Raw genomic sequence first — 22,327 nt, forward strand, 5'->3', positions numbered from 1 at the left:
AGAAAAAGCCTCCCATTCCCCGTAATGGGGAACCGCAGGAGGCTCTACGTCTATACCCAATATTACCGATTCAACAAGCTGCCGACGTATCTCAGCAGCTCGTTCGCGCACACCGGGCAATAGTGATGTTCGTCGATGAGGCGCTTCGTCACCTCGTTGATGCGCTTTAGCTGGCTCTCGTCGGGCGTCTTCGTCGAAGTCGTGATTTTGACAATGTCCTTCAGGTCGGTGAACAGCTTTTTCTCGATCGCTTCCCGCAGCCTGTCGTGCATGCTGTAGTCGAACTTCTTGCCCTTGCGCGAATAGGCCGAGATGCGAATGAGGATTTCCTCCCGGAACGCTTTCTTCGCGTTCTCGGATACGCCGATTTGCTCTTCGATCGAGCGCATCAGCCGCTCATCCGGGTCCATCTCTTCGCCTGTCAGCGGATCTTTGATCTTCGACCAGTTGCAGTAGGCTTCGATATTGTCGAGATAGTTCTCGAACAACGTCCGGGCCGATTCTTCGAAAGAATAGACAAACGCCTTCTGAATCTCCTTCTTGGCCAAGTTATCGTATTCCTTGCGCGCGACGGAGATGAAGTTCAAGTATTTCTCGCGCTCTTCTCTTGTGATCGATGGATGCTGATCGAGACCGTCCTTCAGCGCCCGCAACACGTCCAAGGCGTTAATGCACGGCAAGTCGTGTTTGATCAGCGCGCTGGAAATCCGGTTGATGACGTAACGCGGATCGATACCGGACATGCCTTCCTCCGCGAACTCGCTCTGCATTTCCTTCAGATCGGCTTCCTTGTAGCCTTCGACTTCCTCGCCGTCGTACATTCGCATTTTTTTGACGAGATCCATTCCTTGCTTCTTCGATTCCTTCAATCGGGTCAAAATGGAGAAAATGGCGGCGGCCCGCAAGGCGTGAGGAGCGATGTGGATATGGCTCATGTCGGATTGGCCGATCAACTTCGTATAAATTTTCTCTTCCGCCGACACTTTCAGGTTATACGGAATCGGCATGACGATCATCCGCGACTGGAGCGCCTCATTTTTCTTGTTGGCGATAAACGCCTTGTACTCCGATTCGTTCGTGTGCGCCACAATCATCTCGTCCGCGCTAATTAACGCGAACCGTCCCGCTTTGAAATTGCCTTCCTGCGTCAGCGAGAGCAAGTTCCATAGAAATTTCTCGTCGCACTTGAGCATTTCCTGAAACTCCATCAGACCCCGGTTCGCCTTATTTAACTCGCCGTCGAAGCGATACGCCCGGGGATCGGACTCGGAGCCGTATTCCGTAATCGTCGAGAAGTCTATGCTTCCGGTTAGGTCCGCGATATCCTGCGATTTCGGATCCGAAGGGCTGAACGTCCCGATGCCGACGCGGTTTTTCTCCGAGATCAGCACGCGCTCGATCGGCACGCGTTCGATGTCGCTGTCGAACTCCACGCGCAGTCTCATCTGGCAGGAAGGACACAGATCGCCTTCGATCCGAACGCCAAGCTCTTTTTCGACCTCCGAGCGCAATTCTTCGGGAATCAGATGAAGGGGGTCCTCCTGCATCGGACAGCCTTTAATGGCATATACGGCTCCTCTCGACGTTCGTGAATATTGCTCCAGTCCTTTCTTAAGCAGGGTAACGATCGTCGACTTGCCGCCGCTGACCGGCCCCATCAACAACAAAATCCTTTTGCGGACGTCGAGTCTCCTGGCGGCGGAATGGAAATATTCCTCCACCAGCTTCTCCATCGTCTGATCGAGACCGAAAATCTCCGAATTGAAAAAGTTATATTTTTTGTTGCCGCCCGTCTCCTCGACCCCATGGGAAACGATCATATCGTAAACCCGGGCGTGAGCGGTCATCGCCGGAGAATTGTCGCGACGAAGTATGTCGATGTACTCCCGAAAAGTCCCCGACCAACTCAGCTTCTCACTCTCGGCCCGATACTCTGAGATCCGACTAAAGATGTCCATGCCGCTTCCTCCTCGCAGCTTTCTCTACTCTGAACTTGACGTAATCTATTCTTATGCGCGGGGACGGACGAATTTGACCTTACATTCCTGGGTCATAGCGGAAATCGGCCGTTTGCCGTGTGCTATAATGGCGATAAACCTATGGAAAACGACCTCAGGCAGGAGGAAAAGCAATTGGCCGTCAAATACGAAACCGAGTTATACCCGCCGGTCAAAGGCTTCTTTACCGCGCGGGGATATGACGTCAAAGCGGAAATTCGCGGTTGCGACTTGGTCGCTTACCGTGAGAATCGGACTGATCCGACAATCGTAGAAATGAAAAAAACTTTTACGCTGCCGCTGCTGCTGCAGGGAGTCGATCGCCAGAAGACTGGTGCCGCCGTCTGGCTTGCCGTCGAACGAAACCGGACGAAAAAAGGCGCGCACAACCAAAGGTTCGCCGAGATCGCCCATCTATGCAGAAGATTGAATTTAGGATTCATGACGGTAACCTTCTACCGGACGAAAGCACCAGTCGTCGACGTATGGTGCGAACCGGCGTTCCAAGCTCCTCCGAGCTCTACGGCAACCGTCGCACTCGCCGCCGATTCGGCTGCTAATTACATCGTGGCGCCCTCCAGCGGGCGTCGCAAAACAAGAGCGGCCAAGCTCCTGAAGGAATTCGACGCCCGGAGCGGCGATTACAACGTTGGCGGCAGCACGAAGCGCAAGCTGATTACCGCTTATCGGGAAAGATCGATCCAGTGCGCCTTGGCGCTGGCCTGCCACGGAGCATCTGCGCCCCGGCAAGTGAGAGACTGGACCAACTGTCCGACCGCCGGCGTTCTTCTCCGCCAGAACGTATACGGGTGGTTCAACCGGATCGGAAAAGGGATGTACGAGCTGAATGCCGCGGGAGAGATGGCTTTGAAAGAATACGCCGACGTCGCCAAAGTGTGGATCGGCCAATTTTCCTGGGCCGGGAACATGGCAAGCTTTATCGATGAAACTACGGAAAGGGCGGGAAATATATGAAAGAACTCGACAATGTAACCGATATCGGCTCCGTAGACGACTACTCGGATTTCCCGGCCGAAGTCCTCTTGGACAACACCCCTTATTGGCTTGTCCGCGCTCCCGAAGGGGGGTACCGCTTGCTGCTCGCGATCTGCCCCCATGCAGGGGGAGAGATTAGACCGATGAACGACGTTCTCTTCTGTCCTTTGCACTTCTGGACGTTTGATTCGGAGACCGGCGCATGCGTGAACGTACCGGGCGAGCGGCTGATGAGTCGTAACGTGATCGTGAGAGATCGCCGTCTAATCGCGGAAGGCCCGCTCGTCTAATTTCTTGACCAGCGGCCCATAAATTCCCCGATGCTCTCGGCAAGCTTGGAGACGCCCATCTTGATCTGCCGTTCATCCGCGAATGCATGCGTGATTCGAATTGTATTCGCGCAAGGGGAATCTGCGTAGAAAGGAGCTCCAGGCTGGAAAATGACGCCTTTAAGCCAGGCGCCTCGGAGCAAGCTCTCTCCGTCCAACCCCGGCGGCAGCGATATCCATAGATGGAGCCCGCCTTGCGGCTCGACCCAAGCCAAGTCAGCAATCCCCTGGCGATGCAGGTGTTCCGTCATCAAGCGTAGACGCTCGCGGCACTGAACCCGAAGCATATCAAGGAGGGGCTCGATCGGCTGATCTTCGATGAGGCGTGACAACGTCCTCTGCTCTAGCGCTCCGGCCAGCAGATCTTTGCGCGGGCAATCTTCGTATGCCATCGAAGGCATTCCTGCGCCGTTCTCGACGCCGGCTATCCAGCCTATACGTAAGCCGGCAATCAGCCCCGGCGGGAGCTGGCCGATGGAGAGCATGCCAGGTTCCAATCTTACCTGCGATAAACGTGCCGCCTCCGGATCGTACAGCAGCATCTCCTGACGATCGTCAGACACGAGCAGAACCCCGGCTTTCCGGCATTCAGCCTGCACGGCCGTTCTTCGCCGGCGACTCCAGCTAATGCCTTCAGGGTCGGTACACGCTGGCGAAACGTATACCAACTTCGGGCGATAACGCTGCAACGCTCTCGTTAACGCTTCTGGGTCCATGCCTCTGCGGTCTCCATCGACGGCTACCGCTTTTATCCCCGCTTTACGGAATAACTGAAGCGCCGATCGGGAAGTCAACTTCTCCGTTAACACGACATCTCCGGGCGCTAGAAGTTGACTCACGATCCATGCCAGCGCTCCGTCTGCACCCATTGTAAAACGGATCCGGCTGACGCTTTCTCCCGCCTTCTCCTTCAGCAAGCTTGCCGCCAGTTGATCGCGAAGCTTTTCTTCAGCGTAAGGCTCCGGCACGATCGCCGCCGACTCCACACGTTCTTCCCAGTCCGCTGCGGAAATCAATCCTTCTTTAGGCCATCCGCCCATCCAATTGATTACGGAATTCACCGCGACTCCCCTCCCCATGCGATCTTGGCCTTTAGTTTCATATATATGCCCGCGGAGAAAGGGACAACCATCAAAAGTTTGTTCACAACATTTTGCGTTTTCTTTTTGACACGGGTTGGTTATAATAAGGAGAGTTAAGCGGAGGTGTGGGATATGTTTCTTGCAGAAACAGCTGCAAAAGCCGATCAAATCATGTTATTCGGGATGTCCAACAAATTCTGGATCGTGATTCTGATTCTGGTCTTGTTCGTTGGATCCATCTTGACGTCTTCCTATAACGATGATAAAACCAAAGGGCTGTAAGAGCTGCCTCGCAAAAGCCGGAACCTCCAGGTTCCGGCTTTTGCCATTGAGGAGGCAATTACTCGTAATATTCGCGTTATTCCGGGACAGACAAAGAAACCGCCCCCCGAAGGAGGCGGTTGCCTGTGCGATTATGTTCACAGCCCGTGCATTTCTTTTACGCAAGAAGCGCACACATAACGTTCTTTGAATTCTCCGACCGATTCCATCGAAGAGCAAAAAACGCAACGGGGCCGATAACGTTCCAATATGATATGATCGCCTTGAACCAGTATCTCTACAGGATCCCCTTCATTCATTTGGTATCGTTTGCGCAACGATTTCGGAAGAACGATCCTTCCCAATTGATCCACTTTACGAACTACGCCTGCAGGTTTCAATGCAGTTCCTCCCATTCGACTATTCTGAGCTAGTTATCTCGAAACCTTTTAGCCACCCTATACCGTTCTATACGAAAACCTAAATAACCTTCCCCAAATCCGATTTGCTTAGAATAATGCAATTTTCGACAGCGAAACTCGAATATAAATGAACATTGTCGAAAAACGATTGAACATCTTCTGCTCAGCTAAGAGGAAAATCATTTTGTCTCAACGCTTCGAATACGACGATCGCCGCCGAATTCGCCAAGTTAAGCGAACGAACTTTATCCGTCATCGGAATTCGCATGCACGTATCCGGATGGGCATCCAGCATTTCTTGGGGTAATCCTTTCGTCTCTTTCCCGAAAACGAAAAAGTCTCCATCGCGAAACTCGAAATCCGAATATCTTTTCGTTACGCGGGTACTCGCAAAGAAAAAACGCGCTTCCGGATTCGCGGCCTTGACCTCTTCGAAGGAGTCGTAATACGTAATATGAACGGAGTGCCAATAATCCAAGCCGGCTCTCTTCAACACCTTGTCGTCCGTCGAAAAACCGAGAGGGCGAACGAGATGTAGATGCGTTCCAGTAGCGGCGCAAGTTCTTGCGATGTTGCCCGTGTTGGCCGGAATTTCCGGGTTTACGAGCACGATATGAAAAGACACGGATTTACCCTCCTTGTCGGCAAACGGAAAAAATAGCGGCTTAACGCCGCTATTCTCGTCGTCCGTTATCCGTTTGCAGCTTTGTTAACCGTTCCGTTGTTGAAAATCGCGCATGAAATCCTCAAGCGCGCGAACGCTCTCCACAGGCACCGCGTTATAGATAGATGCCCGCAACCCGCCGACGCTGCGGTGTCCTTTAAGGCCGACGAAACCTTGCGCCTCGGACTCCTTCACGAACAGCTTTTCCAATTCCTCCGTCGCAAGACGGAAGGTGACGTTCATGAGCGAGCGGCTTCCCCGCTCCGCAAAGCCCCGATAGTATCCTTGGCTGTCATCGATCGTTCCGTATAGCAAATCTGCTTTCTCGCGATTGCGAGCTTCCATGCCCGCAGCTCCGCCGTTGGCCTTCACCCATTTCAACACTTCGCCAGCCATATAGATCGCGAACGTTGGCGGCGTGTTATATAGCGAATCCGCCTTGGCATGCGTATCGTATCGCAGCATTGTGGGAACGGTCAAAGACGGCTTGGCGATCAAATCTTCGCGAATGATGACGATCGTCACGCCGGAAGGTCCGAGATTTTTCTGCGCGCCGGCATAGATCATGCCGAATTGGGAAACATTGATCGGACGGCAAAGAATATCGCTGGACAAGTCCCCGATCAGCGGTATGCTTCCGGTATCCGGATATTCCGACCATTGCGTTCCTTCGATCGTCTCATTCGACGTCAGATGGACGTATGCCGCATCTGCGGGAACGTTCAACTCGCCGATCGCCGGAATATGCTTGTAAGCGTTCGCCTCCGAAGAAGCCGCAACAACAGTCTCCCCGAACAGTTTGGCCTCTTGAATCGCTTTCGTCGCCCAGCTTCCCGTCGCAACGTAAGCCGCTTTCGTGCCCGGACGAAGCAAATTCATCGGAATCATGGCGAATTGAGTGCTTGCTCCCCCTTGAACGAACAACACTTTGTAGCCGTCCGGGACCCCGAGCAATTCCTTAAGGAGCTTCTCCGCTTCGTAGTGGACCTTCTCATAGATTGCCCCGCGATGGGACATTTCCATCAAAGACATGCCGCTGTTATCGAATTCGACGAATTCCTGTTGGGCTTTCTGCAATACTTCCAGCGGCAGCGCCGCCGGACCGGCGTTAAAGTTATAAGCGCGGTTAGCCATCTCGTCCCCACCTCGTTTGGATTCATAACTCGCATTAATAGAAACATCATAACAAAGCTTTACACCGTAGAGCAACCATAATTCGATTGATTACACCGATAAATATCGCTTATATCCGAACGAAAGCGGTATCATTGTCATGAAACTTTCGTCTTTTTGCCACACATGAAAAAAAGCGGACGCTCTCCTCGCCGGAGAACGTCCGCCTTGCGTCAATGATTAGCAATCGAAATAAAGGCCGTATTCGTGCGGGTGAATGCGGATCGCGACGGATTTGGCTTCAGCGCGCTTCACGCCTACGTAGTTGTCGATAAATTCCTTCGTGAATACGCCGCCTTCGGTCAAAAATTCATAATCTGCCTCAAGCGCGTCGAGGGCTTCGTCTAGCGTAGCAGGCACGCTGCGAATGTCCTTCTTCTGCTCGTCGGACAAATCGTAAATGTTCGTGTCGAATGGCCCGTAGCCGAGAGCGGATGGATTGATCTTGCGTTTGATTCCGTCCAGTCCGGCCATCAGCATAGCTGCGAAAGCCAGATACGGGTTCGCCGTGGAGTCCGGCGTACGGAACTCGATCCGGCAGCCCTTCGGCGTAACCGCCGCAACCGGGATACGAACCGCAGCGGAGCGGTTGCCTTTGGAATATACCAGGTTAACCGGAGCTTCATAACCGGGAACGAGACGTTTGAACGAGTTCGTGGACGGATTCGTGATCGCGATCAGAGCTGGAGCATGGTGCAGGATGCCGCCGATGTAGTTCAGCGCCATTTCGCTCAGATTCGCGTAGCCGCCTTTCTCGTAAAACAACGGTTCGCTTCCGTTAAAGATGGAGGAGTGAACGTGCATCCCGCTTCCGTTGTCCCCGAAAATCGGCTTAGGCATGAATGTGGCGACCTTGCCGTATTGGCGAGCAACGTTGTGCACGATATATTTGTACTTCATCAGATTGTCCGCAGATGCCGTCAGCGTATCGAACCGGAAGTTGATCTCAGCCGAGCCAGCCGTAGAGACTTCATGGTGATGGCGCTCGACGCGAAGGCCCGCTTCTTGCATCAAACGAACCATCTCGCTGCGAATGTCCTGCTGCGAGTCGACCGGAGCGACCGGAACGTATCCGCCTTTAACGCCGACTTTGAAGCCGAGGTTGCCGCCTTCTTCCTTGCGGTTCGTGTTCCATGCCGCTTCTTCGGAATCGACGAAGAAAGACGAAGAATTCATCGTGGATTCGTAACGAACGTCGTCGAAAATGAAAAATTCGGATTCGGGAGCGAAAAATGCCGTCGTGCCTACGCCGCTAGTTTGCAAAAATTCTTCGGCTTTATGGGCGATCGAGCGAGGATCGCGATCGTAGCGTTGGCCATCCGGCGTATAGATGTTGCAAATGACGATTAATGTTGGGTGAGCCGTAAAAGGATCTACATATACGGAGTCCGTATCAGGCATCATGACCATGTCGGATTCTTCGATGCCGCGGAAGCCTTTAATGGAAGAACCGTCGAACGCAACCCCGTTAACGAATGTTTCCGCATCAACTTCCGTTGCCGGCAAAGTAATGTGGTGGGCCCGGCCCGTAAGGTCGATGAACCGGAAATCGACGAACTCGATGCCCTTCTCTTTAATTAACTCCAAAACTTGTTGAACTGACATGTTTACTTCCTCCCCATTTCCGAACATTAAGCGTGTGAAACCGATCGATTGTTCAAGTTTTCACCGAACTTATAAAATAATTATAAAACCGGCTTTTTCGAGCGTCAATACTTATGTCAGGTATTTTTTTCGTTCATGTCAGTATTTCTAACAAATAATACAAGCTTATAAAAATGAATTTAGTCGATTATTCCCGATTAATTCCATTGTCTTGGTTGATTTCGCATGAATCGATTAAAAAATGAATGCGCTTACGCAAAAATGCGTCCTAAACCTTACATGAGAACAAAGACGTCGGATGATCGCTTCTCCTTTTAATTTGTACTTCATCTGCCTGTCATTTCCCCCTCCCATCTGGGAAAGGGAACCAATTCCCGAACGAATATCAAGAAACAAACAAAAACCGACCGCCTTCGGTTTCCCCAAATAGGCGATCGATCCTGTATGGCGTTCTGCAATTATTTCGTCCACGTCGCGAATGCTTCAGCCGGCGCTTTCTCCGTATCGAACTTCTTGCCGAGCAGCGGTGCAAGCTGCTCCAGCTCTTTCAACAGATTGGCGAATTGATCCGGGAACAGAGACTGTACCCCATCTCCCGTCGCCGAGTTGTCCGGGTCGGTATGCATCTCAATGATCAGACCGTTCGCGCCCGCCGCTACGGAAGCTTTCGTCATCGTCTCCACCAGCTCGCGGCGTCCAGTGGCATGGCTCGGATCGGCGATGACCGGAAGATGCGACAACTGTTGGACGACCGGAATAGCAGCCAAGTCGAACGTATTGCGCGTGTACGTCTCGAACGTGCGAATGCCGCGTTCGCATAACATAACGTTAGGGTTGCCTCCGGCCAGAATATATTCCGCCGCATTTAACCACTCATCGTAGGTGGAGCTGAATCCGCGCTTGAGCAATACCGGATTCTTGATCGTGCCGAGCTTGCGCAGCAAGTCGAAGTTCTGCATGTTCCGGGTACCGACCTGCATGATATCCGCGTACTCCGCGCAGACGTCGACGAATTCCGGAGCCATAACTTCGGTAATCGTCAGCAAGCCGTATTTGTCTCCCGCTTCCTTCATCCACTTTAATCCTTCGATGCCGATGCCTTGGAAGCTATAAGGACCGGTACGGGGTTTGAAAGCTCCTCCGCGCAGCACTTGCCCGCCGGCAGCCTTGACAAGCCGAGCGATCTCGTCAATCTGCTCCGGCGTTTCGACTGCGCACGGCCCGCCCATGACAACCAGATTGTCGCCGCCGATCTTGACGCCCTTCACTTCGATGATCGTGTCGTCCGGGTGGAAGTCGCGGCTTGCAAGCTTGTAGGATTTCGAAATCTTGATGACGTTCTCGACGCCTTTCATCGAGCGGATATGCTCGGCGAGCGTCGGCTCGGCTTTGCCGATGATTCCGATGACGGTACGGTCGGTTCCACGCGAGACGTGGGCTTGCACGCCGGTTTGTTCAATATATCGAACGATCTCCGAAATTCGCTCTTCGGCGATATGAGGGGATGTAATGACGATCATGAATTTCACGCTCCTAATTGATTTAACGCTTATCCGCTTCGACGCTTATACGCTTTTAAGCACTAAAGTAAATATAGATGAAAAAATACCGCATGTCAACAGAACACGCGATATTATTTCGACTCATTTTACCGTAAAGGTGCACACCCGGTCACCCACCGCGAACTTGTAGGTCCCCGGCAGCGGATTGTTGAACAGAAAGACGTTATCGCCAGTTTGCAGCGGAGCGTCTACGTTTAGGTCGGACGAAGTTAAAGTCAAGTTAGCCCCCGCGCTCGCCTTCACTTGGAAATTGATCTTCATCATGCCGCCTTTGGTGAAATCCGTATTCGCCGGACTGAGCCCGGCCGCGCCGATCTCGACTTGCGCGATCTGGAGATCATGCTCTGTATCGTACTCCGATAACTGCGTCAGCGGTTGTCCGATCTGTCCGACCGAGACGGAATTCCCCCATAACGTAATCGCGATCGCCATCGCCGTCAGTCCGGTTCCGTACATCAATATAAAGCCGGCACCCCGATTAACCGTACTCGACTTCACCCGTCCCCGGTCGGTTCGAACGGTTCTCGTATTAGCCTCCGCCAACCGCAAGACGATGAACAGAAGTACGATGAAAGCGACGTCCGTCACAAAGATGACGCGATTCGCCGAAAAGAAGCCGATTCCGAATATGACTCCGGCATACCCGCTCACGCTGCCGATCAAAACCATATGCGCTGCAAATCGCAGAGAATACTTTCTTCCTCCCCAGTAGCCAAGCGCGGCCATTACGGGAACTACGATTGCCATAGCCAGAAGTTTGCTGTAATCCACCGCTTGCGCCGACAGAATCCCGATTGCCGTGCCGGATAGGACGGCAAGAAGCGTACTCAACCCTATTCCGGAGACTCCGGTCGAACCTCCATGCCGTCTGCCCGGCATGATTAAGGAATATCCGGCGGCGAGTACAACCATTATTATACTTCCGATAGCGAGAAGCATGAGAGCGACACTCCTTTTTCGCGTTATTTAGCCGTTATAGTTTTGATGCAAAGTTCCAATCCGGGTACACGTAAGGGATTTTCGCCGGAGATGCGGGTTCGGCGCTTCCGATGACGATTTTGACAACTTTCTGACCATGATAATCTGTCTGATCAATCGTGCCCGTTACGGTAATCCACGTATCATCAGCGTATTGGGCGGCATCCGGCGAATCGACGATAAATCCGTAAGGAGAAATATCCGCGATGCAATGGGTCATCGCCATTCTGCCCACGATAAATTGCGAATCCGAAAGTCCTTCTTCTCGATAGACGAATCCGGTAATTCGTATCGTTTTGCCCTTGAACGAATCGGCGAACAAATTAAGGGCTTGTTGCTTCTCGATAAACCATTCGTCTTTCATTTCGATGACATCCTGTCCGTACAGCAGCATCCCTAACTTGGCGTAGTCTCTGTTGTAAACGTCCGTTTTAAATAGCTGCTTCAGTGCCGGGTCTTGATTGCCATCAACTTCGACAAGATCCGCGCCCGCCGCTCCTCGCCCTGTCGGAAGCGCCCCCAGATTCATCCCTTTATTTTGCGCAAGCGAACCGGCCAGAGCGGAATTTGGAAGCAACGTTCCCAGCAGTAACGGAATCGCGAACAGAACGAAGACGAAGACACTTCTTCGGACTGAATACAACTGCGGAGCACGATCATGCCCATGGTCTCCATCGCAAGCGCAGTCCACCGCCGATCCTTTTACCGCCGCGATAAATAGATACGATTGAAATCCTGCCGCCGCGACCAAGAAAATAACAGCTAGCCAAGCATAGAGTATAAGATGTGGCGCGATATATAGAAGGATGTTTCCCGATAGCAGCAATACGAGCATCAGACAGGCAAATCCGGTCACGATAACCGCCCTGCTCCCTTGGTGAACAATCTCGTAATTTCTTTTGCTCATTTTCTTATCGCCTCATTTCAGGAAAACATAGTCCAGCACAAACGTCCCCGCATAGACAAGGATGACGACGAGCGAGACGAGCAACGCGACGAACTTTGTTTTGAATACGGCCGACATCATCAGCACGCCCTTCAGATTGATCATCGGACCGAATACCATGAACGCGATAAGGGCGCCTCCGGAAAATGACGTCACGAACGACTGGGCAACGAAAGCGTCGGAAGTCGAGCATAACGAGAGAATAAAACCCAAGCCCATCATAAGGGCATTAGCCGAGCCGCTTGCTTGTCCCAACGATGCCAAATCCGTCTGCGAGACGAACGTTTGCAGCAAGCCGACGATCATCGCGCCAAACACGATATATTTGCCCATATCGAAAAATTCATTTATCGCGTGGCCCATAACTGCCGCCAGCTTATTGTTCTCATGCGAATGATCATGCTCGTGATCGCGATTTTCCCGGACTCTGAGCGGGTTGGAGCGAACGAACCGGTAAACGATCAGACCGACGATCAATGCGACGATAAACGCCAGTCCCATGCGCCCATAAGCGATCTCAGGCCGTCCGCGAAAAGCGGTAAATGTGGACCAGAATACGAGAGGGTTCAGGATCGGCCCGACCAGAATAAAAGTGCTCGCCGCGTATACGGGCATCCCTTTGTTGATCAACCTTCGAATAGCCGGTACAATGCCGCACTCGCACAGGGGGAATACGATGCCCAGTACGCTTGCCGCAATGATGCCCAATATCGGATTTCGCGGAATCATTCTTTGAATCAGTCTGTCAGGGACATACACATGCAGTATGGCGGATAGAAATACCCCGATCCATAGAAAAGGCATCGTCTCCAGGATGATGCTCACGAACACCGTCTTGAAAATTTGCAAGCGTGGATCGGCGATTATCGCTCCTGGCCCATAATCGGACAGAACGTACAGGATTGCGATAAACGCCAAACAAACGAGAGCCAGTCCATTGGCGTATGATCTTTGCGGTTTTCGCACAGCCGATTCGTTATGCATGAAATCCCCTCTTCTATAAGAAGCTGCTTACGCGCTCGACTAGCCAGATCGCGCCCATTGCGAGGGCCAGTCCCGAACCCGCCACCACCGCTTGCCTGGAAAACTTATATCGGTGCAGCCTGTAAAGCAACGGAACAAGAACCGCGACGATCGCGAGTTGCACGATTTCGATGCCCGCGTTAAAGCTGATCAAATCCGTGGCAAGCTGACTTTTCGGAATATCCATTTCTTTCAAAATATCGGCAAACCCCATGCCGTGAATCAGCCCAAACAGAAAAGTCAGCACCCAGCGATGACTGACGTTGGGGCGAATGATGTTATCTACCGCGACGAAGCAAATGCTAAGCGCGATAAGCGGTTCGACAATTGCGGGAGATACATCGATGATGCCAAGCACCGTTAACGATAGCGTGACGCTATGGGCCACCGTAAAGGCGGTGATCATTCCCGCGTATTGTTTGAACGTTTGTCTGGCGATCAGAAGCGAGAACAAAAACAGCAGATGATCGTAACCGCCCAAAATATGATTCATTCCCAACTTCAGAAAAGAAACCCAACCGGACGTGACGTCCGTCTTCCCGGTATTCGGTTGAACGGCCGGCTCGCCTGAACCTTGTTCGGAGGAATCCGCGGCATGATCTTTCTGGGGCCATTCGGATAGTGCGGCATACTCATCCCCGGATAAAGCGATCGTCCACGTTCGGTCTCCCGCGGATAAAGCGGCCGTGCTTTTCTGCGGCCCGTACAGACTCGTCAATAAGTTCACGTAATTCGTTTTTTTGTCGTCTTTGTATAGAGAATCCTTGAATGAAAAAGGCATCATATCGGCAATCGGAGGATACTGAGCTATCATTACGACTTTCGACTCGTCTCCTCTTCGCTCGAGAACGAGACTGTCCAATTGCGTCCAACTTTTCGTTTCTCCACCGATCGTAACCGTTAAATGGTCGTCAAATACGGATACGAGACGGTCTTTTACCGCGTCAAACTCCGCTTGATCGTACATCCCGTTTCCGTCTTCGTCTCCGCCCGCAAGCTCGATTGCCGACAACTCGTCTATGGCGAAAGTCAAATAAGTCGCCGATTTGGTCAGTTCTAGTGTCGAATAGCTCGCGCTGTAGGCATGGGCCTGAGCTTCCCTCATGAACGGTAAAGCCAGCAGCATGAATGTGACAGACAGACATGTTCCTAATCGGAATGACCATACAGCAAAGCTTCCCATTATCAATAATCCCTCCATGCTCCAGTTCATAAAAAGGCAGGGAAGGGATGCCTTCCTTACGAACGGCACCCCTTGCCTAGCATACGTTGTTTCTATTCGTTGCGGATCAGGTTATAGATGACTTGCGCCGCTTCCGCTCTAGTCGTAATCCCGCCAGGGACGAATGTCGTCGCGGTTCGGCCGTGCACAAGACCCAACTCAGCCGCGGCTCTGACCCAATTCGCTGCCCAAGGCGAAACGCTGCCCATGTCTTTGAATGGCGTTCCGGAGTACGTGCCTAATTTCTGGCCCTTCATCGTTTCATAGGCTTTCATCAGCATCGTCACCATTTCCTCGCGTTTGATCAAACCGCTCGGATCGAAGTTTTTAGCGCTTTTACCTGTGACGATTCCCGCCTCGTAAGCAATGGAGATCGGACTCGCGTACCATTTGTCGGCCGCGACGTCGGAGAATACGTGGCTGCTTGTCTTATCGAGCTTTAATGCGTTGACGAGCAGTGCCGTGAACTCCGCCCTCGTAATCGAACGATTAGGCTCGAAGGTCGTCGCGCTTGTTCCGTTAATAATTTGTTTGGCAGCAAGCTCTTGGATGACCTCGTATGCCCAATACTTGTTCGGCACGTCGCGGTAAGCTTTGGTCACTTCCAGCACGGCGTATTTGCTAAGATGGCTGATCTGCGCCGTCATTTCGCCGTTGCTGTATTTGCCGCCGATATATTCTAGCGTCCCGCTGTCGGAAATATAGAATATACTTGCCAGATTCGGATTGGTGTTCGCACCGACTTTCAGACGAATCGTGATCGGCTTGTCCAATTGCGTCAGGCGATACGATTTGCCGTTTGCCGTCGTAACCGTGATATCCAGTTCATAGATATCTCCCGATGCCTTGATCGTCGCATGCGCCGAGTTTTCGCCTTTGGCTATGAGTTCTTTCGCTAGCGAAGCGGATACTGGGCTGATCGCAATCACGATCGAACCGGATTTCCACTCTTCCGCGGTTACTTTGACGATCAGTTGCTTGATCACCTCAGGACGGATTTCAAGCACGATATGATCAGATTTCACTTCGAATGCGTTCTTCGACAGCAATTCGGCGATATCGGCAGGCAATCGAATCTGTTCCGTTTTGGAGGAAACTTCGATGATCTTCTTGCCGTTTGCGCCCTCTTTGATCAGATCTGGCGTAACTGTTACGGTTCCCGGCTTCTCCTCGGATTGTCCGCCGCCGTTATCTCCGCCGCCGTTATTTCCGCCACCGTTATTCCCGTCGGAAGGATCGCCGTCCCCAGCTTTCGCCAGGATCTTCAATTCTTTCGTGTCCCTGACGCGGATCCGGTCGCCTTCGGAGAATTTACCCGACAGGCCGACGGCTTCCAGCGTATCTCCGACGCGCGCATCCGGCAGCTTCCCGCTTTGATTCACGATGTACCCGTCTGCGGATACGAGTACATTGCCCGAGCCGTCGTTCACGATGAACGAGTTCCCGTCCGGAATCGACGTGACTTTGCCCGCCACTTTGACCAACTGTCCTTGATACGCATCGGATACAGACTCTGCCGTACTTACTTTTTTCGGCTCTAACGGAGTTCCCGATCCGAGCTTGACGATACTGTTATCGAACTTATCGAACTCGACTTCCTTATTGTTCTCGAACGTTTTGATATGGCCGTAAACGCGGATAATGTCGCCTTCCTTTAAGGAACCTTCCGGAATCTCGTTAAACGCCATAATTCCGCCGGTCTCGTCTTGAACGTATGCCGCATCGAAGAATACGTTGACCGCGGTCGTGACTGTCCCTTGCACGACGACGGAAGTCCCTTCCGGAAGCTTGCGCGCTTCGCCGATCTTGATCACTTTAGGCTCCAGATGAGCCAACCAATTGATCACGTTCAGCGCAAACGGATCGTTCCCCTTCGGATTAAAAGTCTGATCCATTTGCTTGTCGTTAAAGACGTTCATTCCCGATACGACGATTCGTCCGCCGTTCGTTCCGATGGTCTCGGAAGCGATCATCGGTATGCTCGATCCGCCTGTGACGTCCGTTAAGGCCGGACCGTTCGGCTTCTTGGACGTATACACGTTGTACGAAGCCGTCCCCGCTTTGATTGACGTGGAATCCTGGAACGTCGACTCGTTGCCGCGAACGAGCAAGGTTACCGAATCGCTGTCCGTCAAGACGGTTTTGTTGCCCGATCCGTCGTTACGGGCCAAGCTCGATCCGCTGTAATACTCGATCGTAGGGACGAAGTCGGTCAATCCGTTAACTACTGGGGTCGGATGCGCCCTGACGGAGAAGTTGGACGTTAACGGAGTCGACCAGAAGTTCCCATCCTTCGTCTCGTCGAACACGCCGTCGTCATTCATCAGAATGCTTGAACCGATTCCCGACAATACCGGATTGAGGTTCTGGTTCGAGCCGCCGAAGTTGCTTTTCTCGGTCAGCAATAGCGAACCCCCGCCTTCAACGAAACGATTGATCGCCGCAATCTCGGAAGCACTGTAAGCCGATGCCGGATGCGACATATAAAGAATGCTGACCTTAGCCAGCACGTTATCGGTGATTGCCGATACATTCTCGGCTACCGTGTAACCCTGCTGTCTCATCATGACCGTGAACAACTTAAAGTTTTCCTTATAAGTTCCGTTGTCTTTCGACGTGTTCTCGTTGCCCTTGGATGCGTCGATCAGAATCGTCTTGTCCAAAGGAGCTTTGATCTGGAAAGTTTGCTCGTACTTGTTGATCCCCAGATCGACGGCCGTCGACGAAAGGACGACGACGATTTTATGGTTGCCCGGCACCGGGTTCGACCAAACCACGCTAGTCGTCAAAGATTCGGCGACCTTGAGCGAAGCAACCGTGGCTTCCCCGATCAAGTGTCCGGAATCTTCCTGATCGTAATAGAAGGTTGCCGTAATGTCTTTGAGATCTACCGCGCCCAGATTGCTAATTCCGGCTTGCACGGTCGCGGCGACTCCACCTACGAACGCGCCGTCCGCCGCGGTCACATGGCTGACTTTAGCCGAGACCGATTCGACCGGCGACCAGATCGGCGCCGAATAAATTCTGTCGCCGTCCTTTTGCGTGATCCGAACGACGAACCATTGCTGTCCGCCGATGACCGTGAACGTCGGATTCCAATTCGCCGACGTGATCGAAGTCTTATCCCCTGAAGGGATATAAGTGCTGACGACTCTACCGCCGTTGGTGACAAGCTCGGCTTTGGCGATATTATCGTTGGTCGTCGTCTTCATAAAGCTGTACTTCGGATCCGACTTCTCTTCCCACACGCTGTCGCTAAACTGGACATTGAAATTCAGCGTTTTCGTATCCGTTACCGATCCCATATACCAGCCGCTGGCCGAGACGTCCAACTTGGCATTTGGGTCTTCCGTGAAATACACGTGCCTTTTACGCATGGCCTCGAACAAAGAATCCTGGCTGAGATCGTTCGCGACGATAACGGTCCGTTGTTTCGTTTGGCCCCACGTCGCGTCGTGGTTATCCTCGCCGTACGTCGGAGCGACGTGCCAACCGAGATCGAGCGCGCTGAAAAGTTTGTTCTCCGCGTTGGCGTAAGAATATTTGCCCGAACCGTTGCCGACCTCCAGCATCGTAAAGAGCTTATCGACTTTTTTGTCGTACGGGATAAAGTTGTCGAACGCATTAGCCGACATCGCCGGGTGATTGAACTGAGCTACGATATTGTCGTAGGTGAGCACCCAAGCGTAATAAGTTTGCAGCTTCTGGTATTGGCCGCCTTCCTGTACGCGATCGATAAAGTTGGACGTTCCGAAAACGTTCGAGTGGCCCCAAGTCGTGGAAGTCATCTCGAAAGCCGGGAAAACGACGAATTTACCGTTTTTCGTATACTGCTTGGCCAAGTTTTTCGTAAGTTGCCAGTCGGCTCCGCCGCTGCGTTCTTTCATCCCGTTATGATCGACGGTATCCGTTCCCCGGACGCCGGAATCGATATCGTGAGAATGATCCGAGAACGCGAACCAATCGTAATCATGCTTCTGCGCCGCCTTTAGCGCATCTTCAGGCGCACCGTCGGCATCATGAGAGATGTTCGTATGGTTATGCGTCGTGCCGTAGTAATGGTTCCCTCCCGAAAATCTCGGAAGTACCGTAAAGCTCCAACTTCCCGTCGATACGTTGCCCAGCTTGTCTTTGGCCGTAACCGTAACGACGTGTTTTCCTTCGTCCAGATCGTCGGAAGGCGTAAGCGCCAAGCGGATTTCGCTTGCCGATATTTCGGCCTTCGACGTAAAGTCGACGGTGCCGACCTTAATGTTCACGGACGTTACATCGACACCGTTCGGATCGTCCATCGATACCGATATGACCGGGTGTTTCGATTCGATCTCTTCTCCGTCGAACGGAGTCATGTTCCCGTATTCCGGACCGTCATGATCCTCGACGACGGGAATGGCGATCGGATGGGCCGCATCTCCTTCAGACGCGGTGTCGGTTCCGCTAACGGACTCGATATAGTAATAAATATTTTTATGAGTGCCGACCGTCGTTTTCGGAATTTGCGCGTTGTAATTCAATTGATCCGCGCTAAGCATCGGAATCGCAGCATAGGCTGAGCCGCCGTCGAAATTGTAATAAAGCGCAACGCTATCCGCGTTCTTGGCCGTCGCCTTGAACGATACGTCGACGTCCACATACGCTTTGGCGAGACGAGTATGCTTTAGCTGCAAATCTCCTTTAATATCCGAAACGCCTCTCGGCATTAAATAATATCCGCTCGTATAAGGAGACGCGGACTTCGATTGAGCGACAATCCCCGTAAACAGATACGTTTCGTTTAGCGAGATCGCTCCGCCTGCGACGTCGATTCCGGAGGATGACAGCACTCGAACGATAGTCGGTTCCGACCCATCCGTTACGGTGATGTTATAGTCCGGTCCTGTCGACGGGATATTCGTCACTTTGGCTTTGAAGCTGACCAATTTCCCTTCCAAAGGTTCCGCAGAAGCATAGTCTCCTAAGGAGCCCGGCGAGACGCTAGCGGCAACCGGAACCGTATCCGCACCCGAATCCGTCATCGAAGTCGGAACAAACTGTAAGGTGCCCGCCGTAAAGGCGATCGTACCGGTCACTTTCACTTTGTTGCCCGGCGCCACGGCAACCGTTGGTGCCAGTCCGCCGATGACGGAGATTCCGCCGGTGGCATCTTGGATATAGAAACTCGTATTTTCGTTGCCTAACGTTTTGTTATTTGTCGTCACGATGCCTTCGATCGTCGTCTTATAGCCGACATGAAGAGGGAAACCGTTGGCGTCGTTTTTACGCAGCTGGCCGATCGGAGTAATCGCGTTGGCATTAGGCGACTCATCCACTCGAGCATACGCGCTTTCTTTGACTACCGGCTGGGATGAATCCGTGAACGTCACATAGACATTCGCGCTGCCAGAAGCATCCGCGAAATCCAACGCGAACGATCCGTCCGCAAGCGCGGTGGCTTGTTCGGCCAGAGAGATAACCCCACCCGATTCCAAGTATGCCTTAACGGTCGAAGAACCTGGCACAGAACCGGCTTGGCCCGTCGCTGCCCCGCGGCCGCTAGCATGGCCGAATGTGATTTTTGATGCATCCGGCGAGAGCATGGATTTCGTACTTCTGATCGCGACCTCTTCCGGATTGTTCGAATTGCTCGGCGCATTCATCATGAAATCGTTAGCAGGATTTTTGGAGAAGAAACCCGCACCTAATCCGAACGATGCTTTAGCATTGGAGCCGACGGCCGTTTTTCGCAGCATCGTTCCGCCGCCGATTGTCTCCGAGTAGAACGGAGAACCCCAACGGTCCGTCTTCAGCGCGAAATTTTTATTGCTTCCGTTGCCGAAAACGACGATATCGATCGCGTTCGGATCGTCTTGACCGGTCAGTCCCGTCGTAGACGAAGCCAGAGCCAAGATTCCGCCCGTAGATCCGCTCGGATTAATCGTTGTTGTCACGTCCGGCTTGATCGGAAGATCCAGCCCGACCGCACCCGATGAGCCTTGAATCAAATAATAGCCATGGGCTTTAATCGTTCCATCCAGCTTAGTACCGGAGCCGAAACTCGTAGCGGTCGAGGAAGCGTATATAATGGCCCATTGATTATTGAATGAGATATCATGATCCGTCGTATTGTACAATTCGAAAAACTTGCTTTTATAGAAGGCCCCGCTGTTTCCGCCGTTGACGTAAATTTGATTGATTACGACGTCGCCCGGCTTGAATTTTCCGTTCTGAACCGCCATTACGACCATCGTTTTGTCGCTGACGAGCTTCCCGTCTTCTTTAGCCTCGATATATACGGCCGTTTTATTGCCGGGGTTAGCGACATTCAGTTGAAACGAGCCGTTCGTTTCGGCGGTTGTCGTTCCCGCTACGCTGTTATCGTCGAAATACACGGTCACTTCCGCGCGGCCCGCGACAGCTCCGGACGCACCCGCTACCTCAACCGAATTCGCGAACGTTATTTTATTTGCTACAGGCGCTCCGGATTTCGGAATCGACACGGTTACCCGTTCGCTTTCCTGCTTGCTTCCTTCCGTGGAAGACACCCATAAGGACGTGTTCCGAGCGGGATTGCCCACGGTTACTTGAAAGGAACCGTCCGCTTCGGCTTTCGTCGAACTTGCTAATGAATTATCTTGGTAGTAGACATTAACGGTAGCGCCGCCATAGACGGCTCCAGTAACGCCGACTACCGATTGATAATCGTCCAGAAAACGAATTTTACTCGTTTCCGGCTTCTTCGATTGGTCGGACGGAGGCAACGTGCTTCCGCCAAGCGGAGAGCCCGTGACTTCGATATCGGCGATCCGGCTCGCCCCTGTTGTTGCCACGCCGGTGTCGAGCATCAACCATCGCACATAAACCATCTGACGATCGTTAGTCTCATCGGGTAATTGCGCGTCAGCCAATTTCCCTCCGGAAGTCCAGCTCGCGCTGCCCACCGTAATTGCGCCGTTCGTCACGTCGGTCCAGCTCGCCTCATCCAAGCTATATTGAAGCTTAAAGCTTTTCGGACCTGTTGATGAACTGTATTGTTTAGACGAAATCTGAATGTCCTCATATCCCGTTGTAACGAAAGAAATCTCCCAGTATGCGTTATCGGCCCACGTATTAGAGTTAACTACGTTTACTCCGCTTGGTCCCGCATTAAACCCAGTTATCTTGGCGCCCGATACCGTAACTTTTCGCCCAGCGTTCATTCCGCTCGGTCCGGCATCGCTTGTTGGTACGACCAGATCCGCGCCCGTACCCGTACCAGCACCATCCCACTTTGCAATGGTCTCTCGCGCGCCAGCAGCCGCCGTTTTGGCATTCCAACCATTCGGGAAGAAAATTCCCGCGACGACCGCCATCGCCAGCAGCAGAGCGATCCCCTTTTTACTCCGCATCATCCAACGAATCATTTTTACACAAGCACCTCCGAGTTAATTCATGCTGTAATTTGGATCGACAACAATACCCGCTCGTGTCCTATCGAACCAAATTCCTCCCCCCGAACTCAGTTGTGAACATTTGTAAATTCACAACATAACTGAATGTAAATTTCATTAATCAATATAACGGATGGCATTTTTCGTGTAAACTTCCCCTCCAGTTATTCCCTTGGGTTCCTAGGTTAATTTTGTAATAAAAATTTACATTCATTTAACACAATTTAAGTTTTTTTACGTTTAAATTACAAAAATATAATACCGAACAAATAAACTCATAATTTTTTGATACTCTTCAAAGAAATTATGTAATCATTGGAATATGCATTCTGATCAAATTTTATATCTTCTTTACATATAAGAAAAACCGTCAGGGGATTCGCCCTGACGGTCCTTTCGAGTGGGATGCGCTCCCTATAGCGATGTTTTTCATCGTACTTGCACTCCACCAGCTCCCCACAAGGCAGAAGTAGGATGTTTTTCACCACTAATCAACCATTAGGCGAACAAAAAGTAGCTGCTCACTCCTCTTAGCGATTGACCTTGCCCCGAATAGATGGACACAGAGAAACCCTCTATAATAAAAGACGGAGGGATTTTCAATGGGGCAACGGAAGAAGTTTGACAAAGCATTTAAGGAGCAAGTCGTATTACGCATTCT

Annotated in this window: 15 protein-coding genes; 3 read left to right on the plus strand and 12 right to left on the minus strand. The window is 52.1% G+C overall.

The features are described from left to right. Positions 1 to 62: 62 nt before the first annotated feature. A complete protein-coding gene (locus FPZ45_RS21095; protein ID WP_144706212.1) occupies positions 63 to 1,958 on the minus strand; it encodes a PrkA family serine protein kinase in 1,896 nt (631 codons plus the stop codon). 174 nt (positions 1,959 to 2,132) lie between these two features. Between FPZ45_RS21095 and FPZ45_RS21100 the strand changes: the two genes are divergently transcribed. Together FPZ45_RS21100 and FPZ45_RS21105 are read left to right on the plus strand one after the other, a co-directional pair. Next, positions 2,133 to 2,972, plus strand: coding sequence for a DUF2161 domain-containing phosphodiesterase (locus FPZ45_RS21100; protein ID WP_144706214.1), 840 nt, complete (start codon positions 2,133 to 2,135; stop codon positions 2,970 to 2,972). Continuing rightward, complete coding sequence (locus FPZ45_RS21105) at positions 2,969 to 3,283, plus strand: Rieske (2Fe-2S) protein (RefSeq protein ID WP_144706216.1); 315 nt, start codon at positions 2,969 to 2,971, stop codon at positions 3,281 to 3,283. Before FPZ45_RS21100 ends, FPZ45_RS21105 begins: the two co-directional genes overlap by 4 nt. Here the strand turns inward: FPZ45_RS21105 and FPZ45_RS21110 are convergent. After that, positions 3,280 to 4,383 (minus strand): aminotransferase class I/II-fold pyridoxal phosphate-dependent enzyme, encoded by a 1,104-nt coding sequence (locus tag FPZ45_RS21110; protein WP_186438493.1) that lies wholly within the window; start codon positions 4,381 to 4,383, stop codon positions 3,280 to 3,282. The genes FPZ45_RS21105 and FPZ45_RS21110 overlap by 4 nt on opposite strands. Before the next feature lie 153 nt (positions 4,384 to 4,536). On the opposite strand from FPZ45_RS21110, the gene FPZ45_RS25435 reads away from it, so the two are divergent. Beyond that, positions 4,537 to 4,686 carry a hypothetical protein gene (locus FPZ45_RS25435; RefSeq protein WP_186438497.1) on the plus strand — a complete coding sequence of 50 codons (150 nt, stop codon included), beginning with the start codon at positions 4,537 to 4,539 and terminating at the stop codon, positions 4,684 to 4,686. A 137-nt stretch (positions 4,687 to 4,823) separates the two neighbouring features. On the opposite strand, the gene FPZ45_RS21115 is transcribed toward FPZ45_RS25435, so the two are convergent. The 10 genes from FPZ45_RS21115 to FPZ45_RS21160 all read right to left on the minus strand — a co-directional run bounded on the left by FPZ45_RS21115 (position 4,824) and on the right by FPZ45_RS21160 (position 21,639). After that, positions 4,824 to 5,066: an AbrB/MazE/SpoVT family DNA-binding domain-containing protein gene (locus FPZ45_RS21115; protein ID WP_144706220.1), complete on the minus strand. Its 243-nt coding sequence runs from the start codon at positions 5,064 to 5,066 to the stop codon at positions 4,824 to 4,826. Positions 5,067 to 5,250: 184 nt separating this feature from the next. Continuing rightward, a complete protein-coding gene (gene trmL, locus FPZ45_RS21120; protein WP_144706222.1) occupies positions 5,251 to 5,712 on the minus strand; it encodes a tRNA (uridine(34)/cytosine(34)/5-carboxymethylaminomethyluridine(34)-2'-O)-methyltransferase TrmL in 462 nt (153 codons plus the stop codon). Between the two features lie 84 nt (positions 5,713 to 5,796). Further along, the gene (serC, locus tag FPZ45_RS21125) at positions 5,797 to 6,885 is read right to left on the minus strand and encodes a 3-phosphoserine/phosphohydroxythreonine transaminase (RefSeq protein WP_144706224.1); all 1,089 of its coding nucleotides are present in this window, start codon (positions 6,883 to 6,885) and stop codon (positions 5,797 to 5,799) included. A gap of 219 nt (positions 6,886 to 7,104) precedes the next feature. Then, the gene (glnA, locus tag FPZ45_RS21130; protein WP_144706226.1) at positions 7,105 to 8,529 is read right to left on the minus strand and encodes a type I glutamate--ammonia ligase; all 1,425 of its coding nucleotides are present in this window, start codon (positions 8,527 to 8,529) and stop codon (positions 7,105 to 7,107) included. A gap of 458 nt (positions 8,530 to 8,987) precedes the next feature. Then, positions 8,988 to 10,049: a 3-deoxy-7-phosphoheptulonate synthase gene (gene aroF / locus FPZ45_RS21135; RefSeq protein WP_144706228.1), complete on the minus strand. Its 1,062-nt coding sequence runs from the start codon at positions 10,047 to 10,049 to the stop codon at positions 8,988 to 8,990. A gap of 123 nt (positions 10,050 to 10,172) precedes the next feature. Continuing rightward, entirely contained in the window at positions 10,173 to 11,030 is an 858-nt protein-coding gene (locus FPZ45_RS21140; RefSeq protein ID WP_144706230.1) for a hypothetical protein, read from the minus strand. Between the two features lie 34 nt (positions 11,031 to 11,064). Then, a complete protein-coding gene (locus FPZ45_RS21145) occupies positions 11,065 to 11,976 on the minus strand; it encodes a TIGR03943 family putative permease subunit (RefSeq protein WP_144706232.1) in 912 nt (303 codons plus the stop codon). A gap of 12 nt (positions 11,977 to 11,988) precedes the next feature. Beyond that, on the minus strand, positions 11,989 to 12,999 hold the full coding sequence (locus tag FPZ45_RS21150) for a permease (RefSeq protein ID WP_144706234.1): 1,011 nt from the start codon (positions 12,997 to 12,999) through the stop codon (positions 11,989 to 11,991). Positions 13,000 to 13,012: 13 nt separating this feature from the next. Continuing rightward, the gene (locus tag FPZ45_RS21155; protein WP_186438494.1) at positions 13,013 to 14,221 is read right to left on the minus strand and encodes a HupE/UreJ family protein; all 1,209 of its coding nucleotides are present in this window, start codon (positions 14,219 to 14,221) and stop codon (positions 13,013 to 13,015) included. Between the two features lie 92 nt (positions 14,222 to 14,313). Next, positions 14,314 to 21,639, minus strand: a complete 7,326-nt coding sequence (locus tag FPZ45_RS21160) for an S-layer homology domain-containing protein (protein ID WP_144706238.1) — start codon at positions 21,637 to 21,639, stop codon at positions 14,314 to 14,316. Between the last annotated feature and the right edge of the window lie 688 nt (positions 21,640 to 22,327).

The sequence above is a fragment of the Cohnella terricola genome (genome assembly GCF_007786475.1).
Lineage (GTDB): Bacteria > Bacillota > Bacilli > Paenibacillales > Paenibacillaceae > Cohnella > Cohnella terricola.

Excerpts from the sequence above, each read along its gene's own strand:
- FPZ45_RS21150 (WP_144706234.1), bottom strand. The coding sequence starts at position 12,999 with ATGCATAACGAATCGGCTGTGCGAAAACCGCAAAGATCATACGCCAAT.
- serC (WP_144706224.1), bottom strand. The coding sequence starts at position 6,885 with ATGGCTAACCGCGCTTATAACTTTAACGCCGGTCCGGCGGCGCTGCCG.
- FPZ45_RS21140 (WP_144706230.1), bottom strand. The coding sequence starts at position 11,030 with ATGCTTCTCGCTATCGGAAGTATAATAATGGTTGTACTCGCCGCCGGA.
- FPZ45_RS21095 (WP_144706212.1), bottom strand. The coding sequence starts at position 1,958 with ATGGACATCTTTAGTCGGATCTCAGAGTATCGGGCCGAGAGTGAGAAG.
- FPZ45_RS21160 (WP_144706238.1), bottom strand. The coding sequence starts at position 21,639 with ATGATTCGTTGGATGATGCGGAGTAAAAAGGGGATCGCTCTGCTGCTG.
- glnA (WP_144706226.1), bottom strand. The coding sequence starts at position 8,529 with ATGTCAGTTCAACAAGTTTTGGAGTTAATTAAAGAGAAGGGCATCGAG.
- aroF (WP_144706228.1), bottom strand. The coding sequence starts at position 10,049 with ATGATCGTCATTACATCCCCTCATATCGCCGAAGAGCGAATTTCGGAG.
- FPZ45_RS21105 (WP_144706216.1), top strand. The coding sequence starts at position 2,969 with ATGAAAGAACTCGACAATGTAACCGATATCGGCTCCGTAGACGACTAC.
- FPZ45_RS21145 (WP_144706232.1), bottom strand. The coding sequence starts at position 11,976 with ATGAGCAAAAGAAATTACGAGATTGTTCACCAAGGGAGCAGGGCGGTT.
- FPZ45_RS25435 (WP_186438497.1), top strand. The coding sequence starts at position 4,537 with ATGTTTCTTGCAGAAACAGCTGCAAAAGCCGATCAAATCATGTTATTC.
- FPZ45_RS21155 (WP_186438494.1), bottom strand. The coding sequence starts at position 14,221 with ATGGGAAGCTTTGCTGTATGGTCATTCCGATTAGGAACATGTCTGTCT.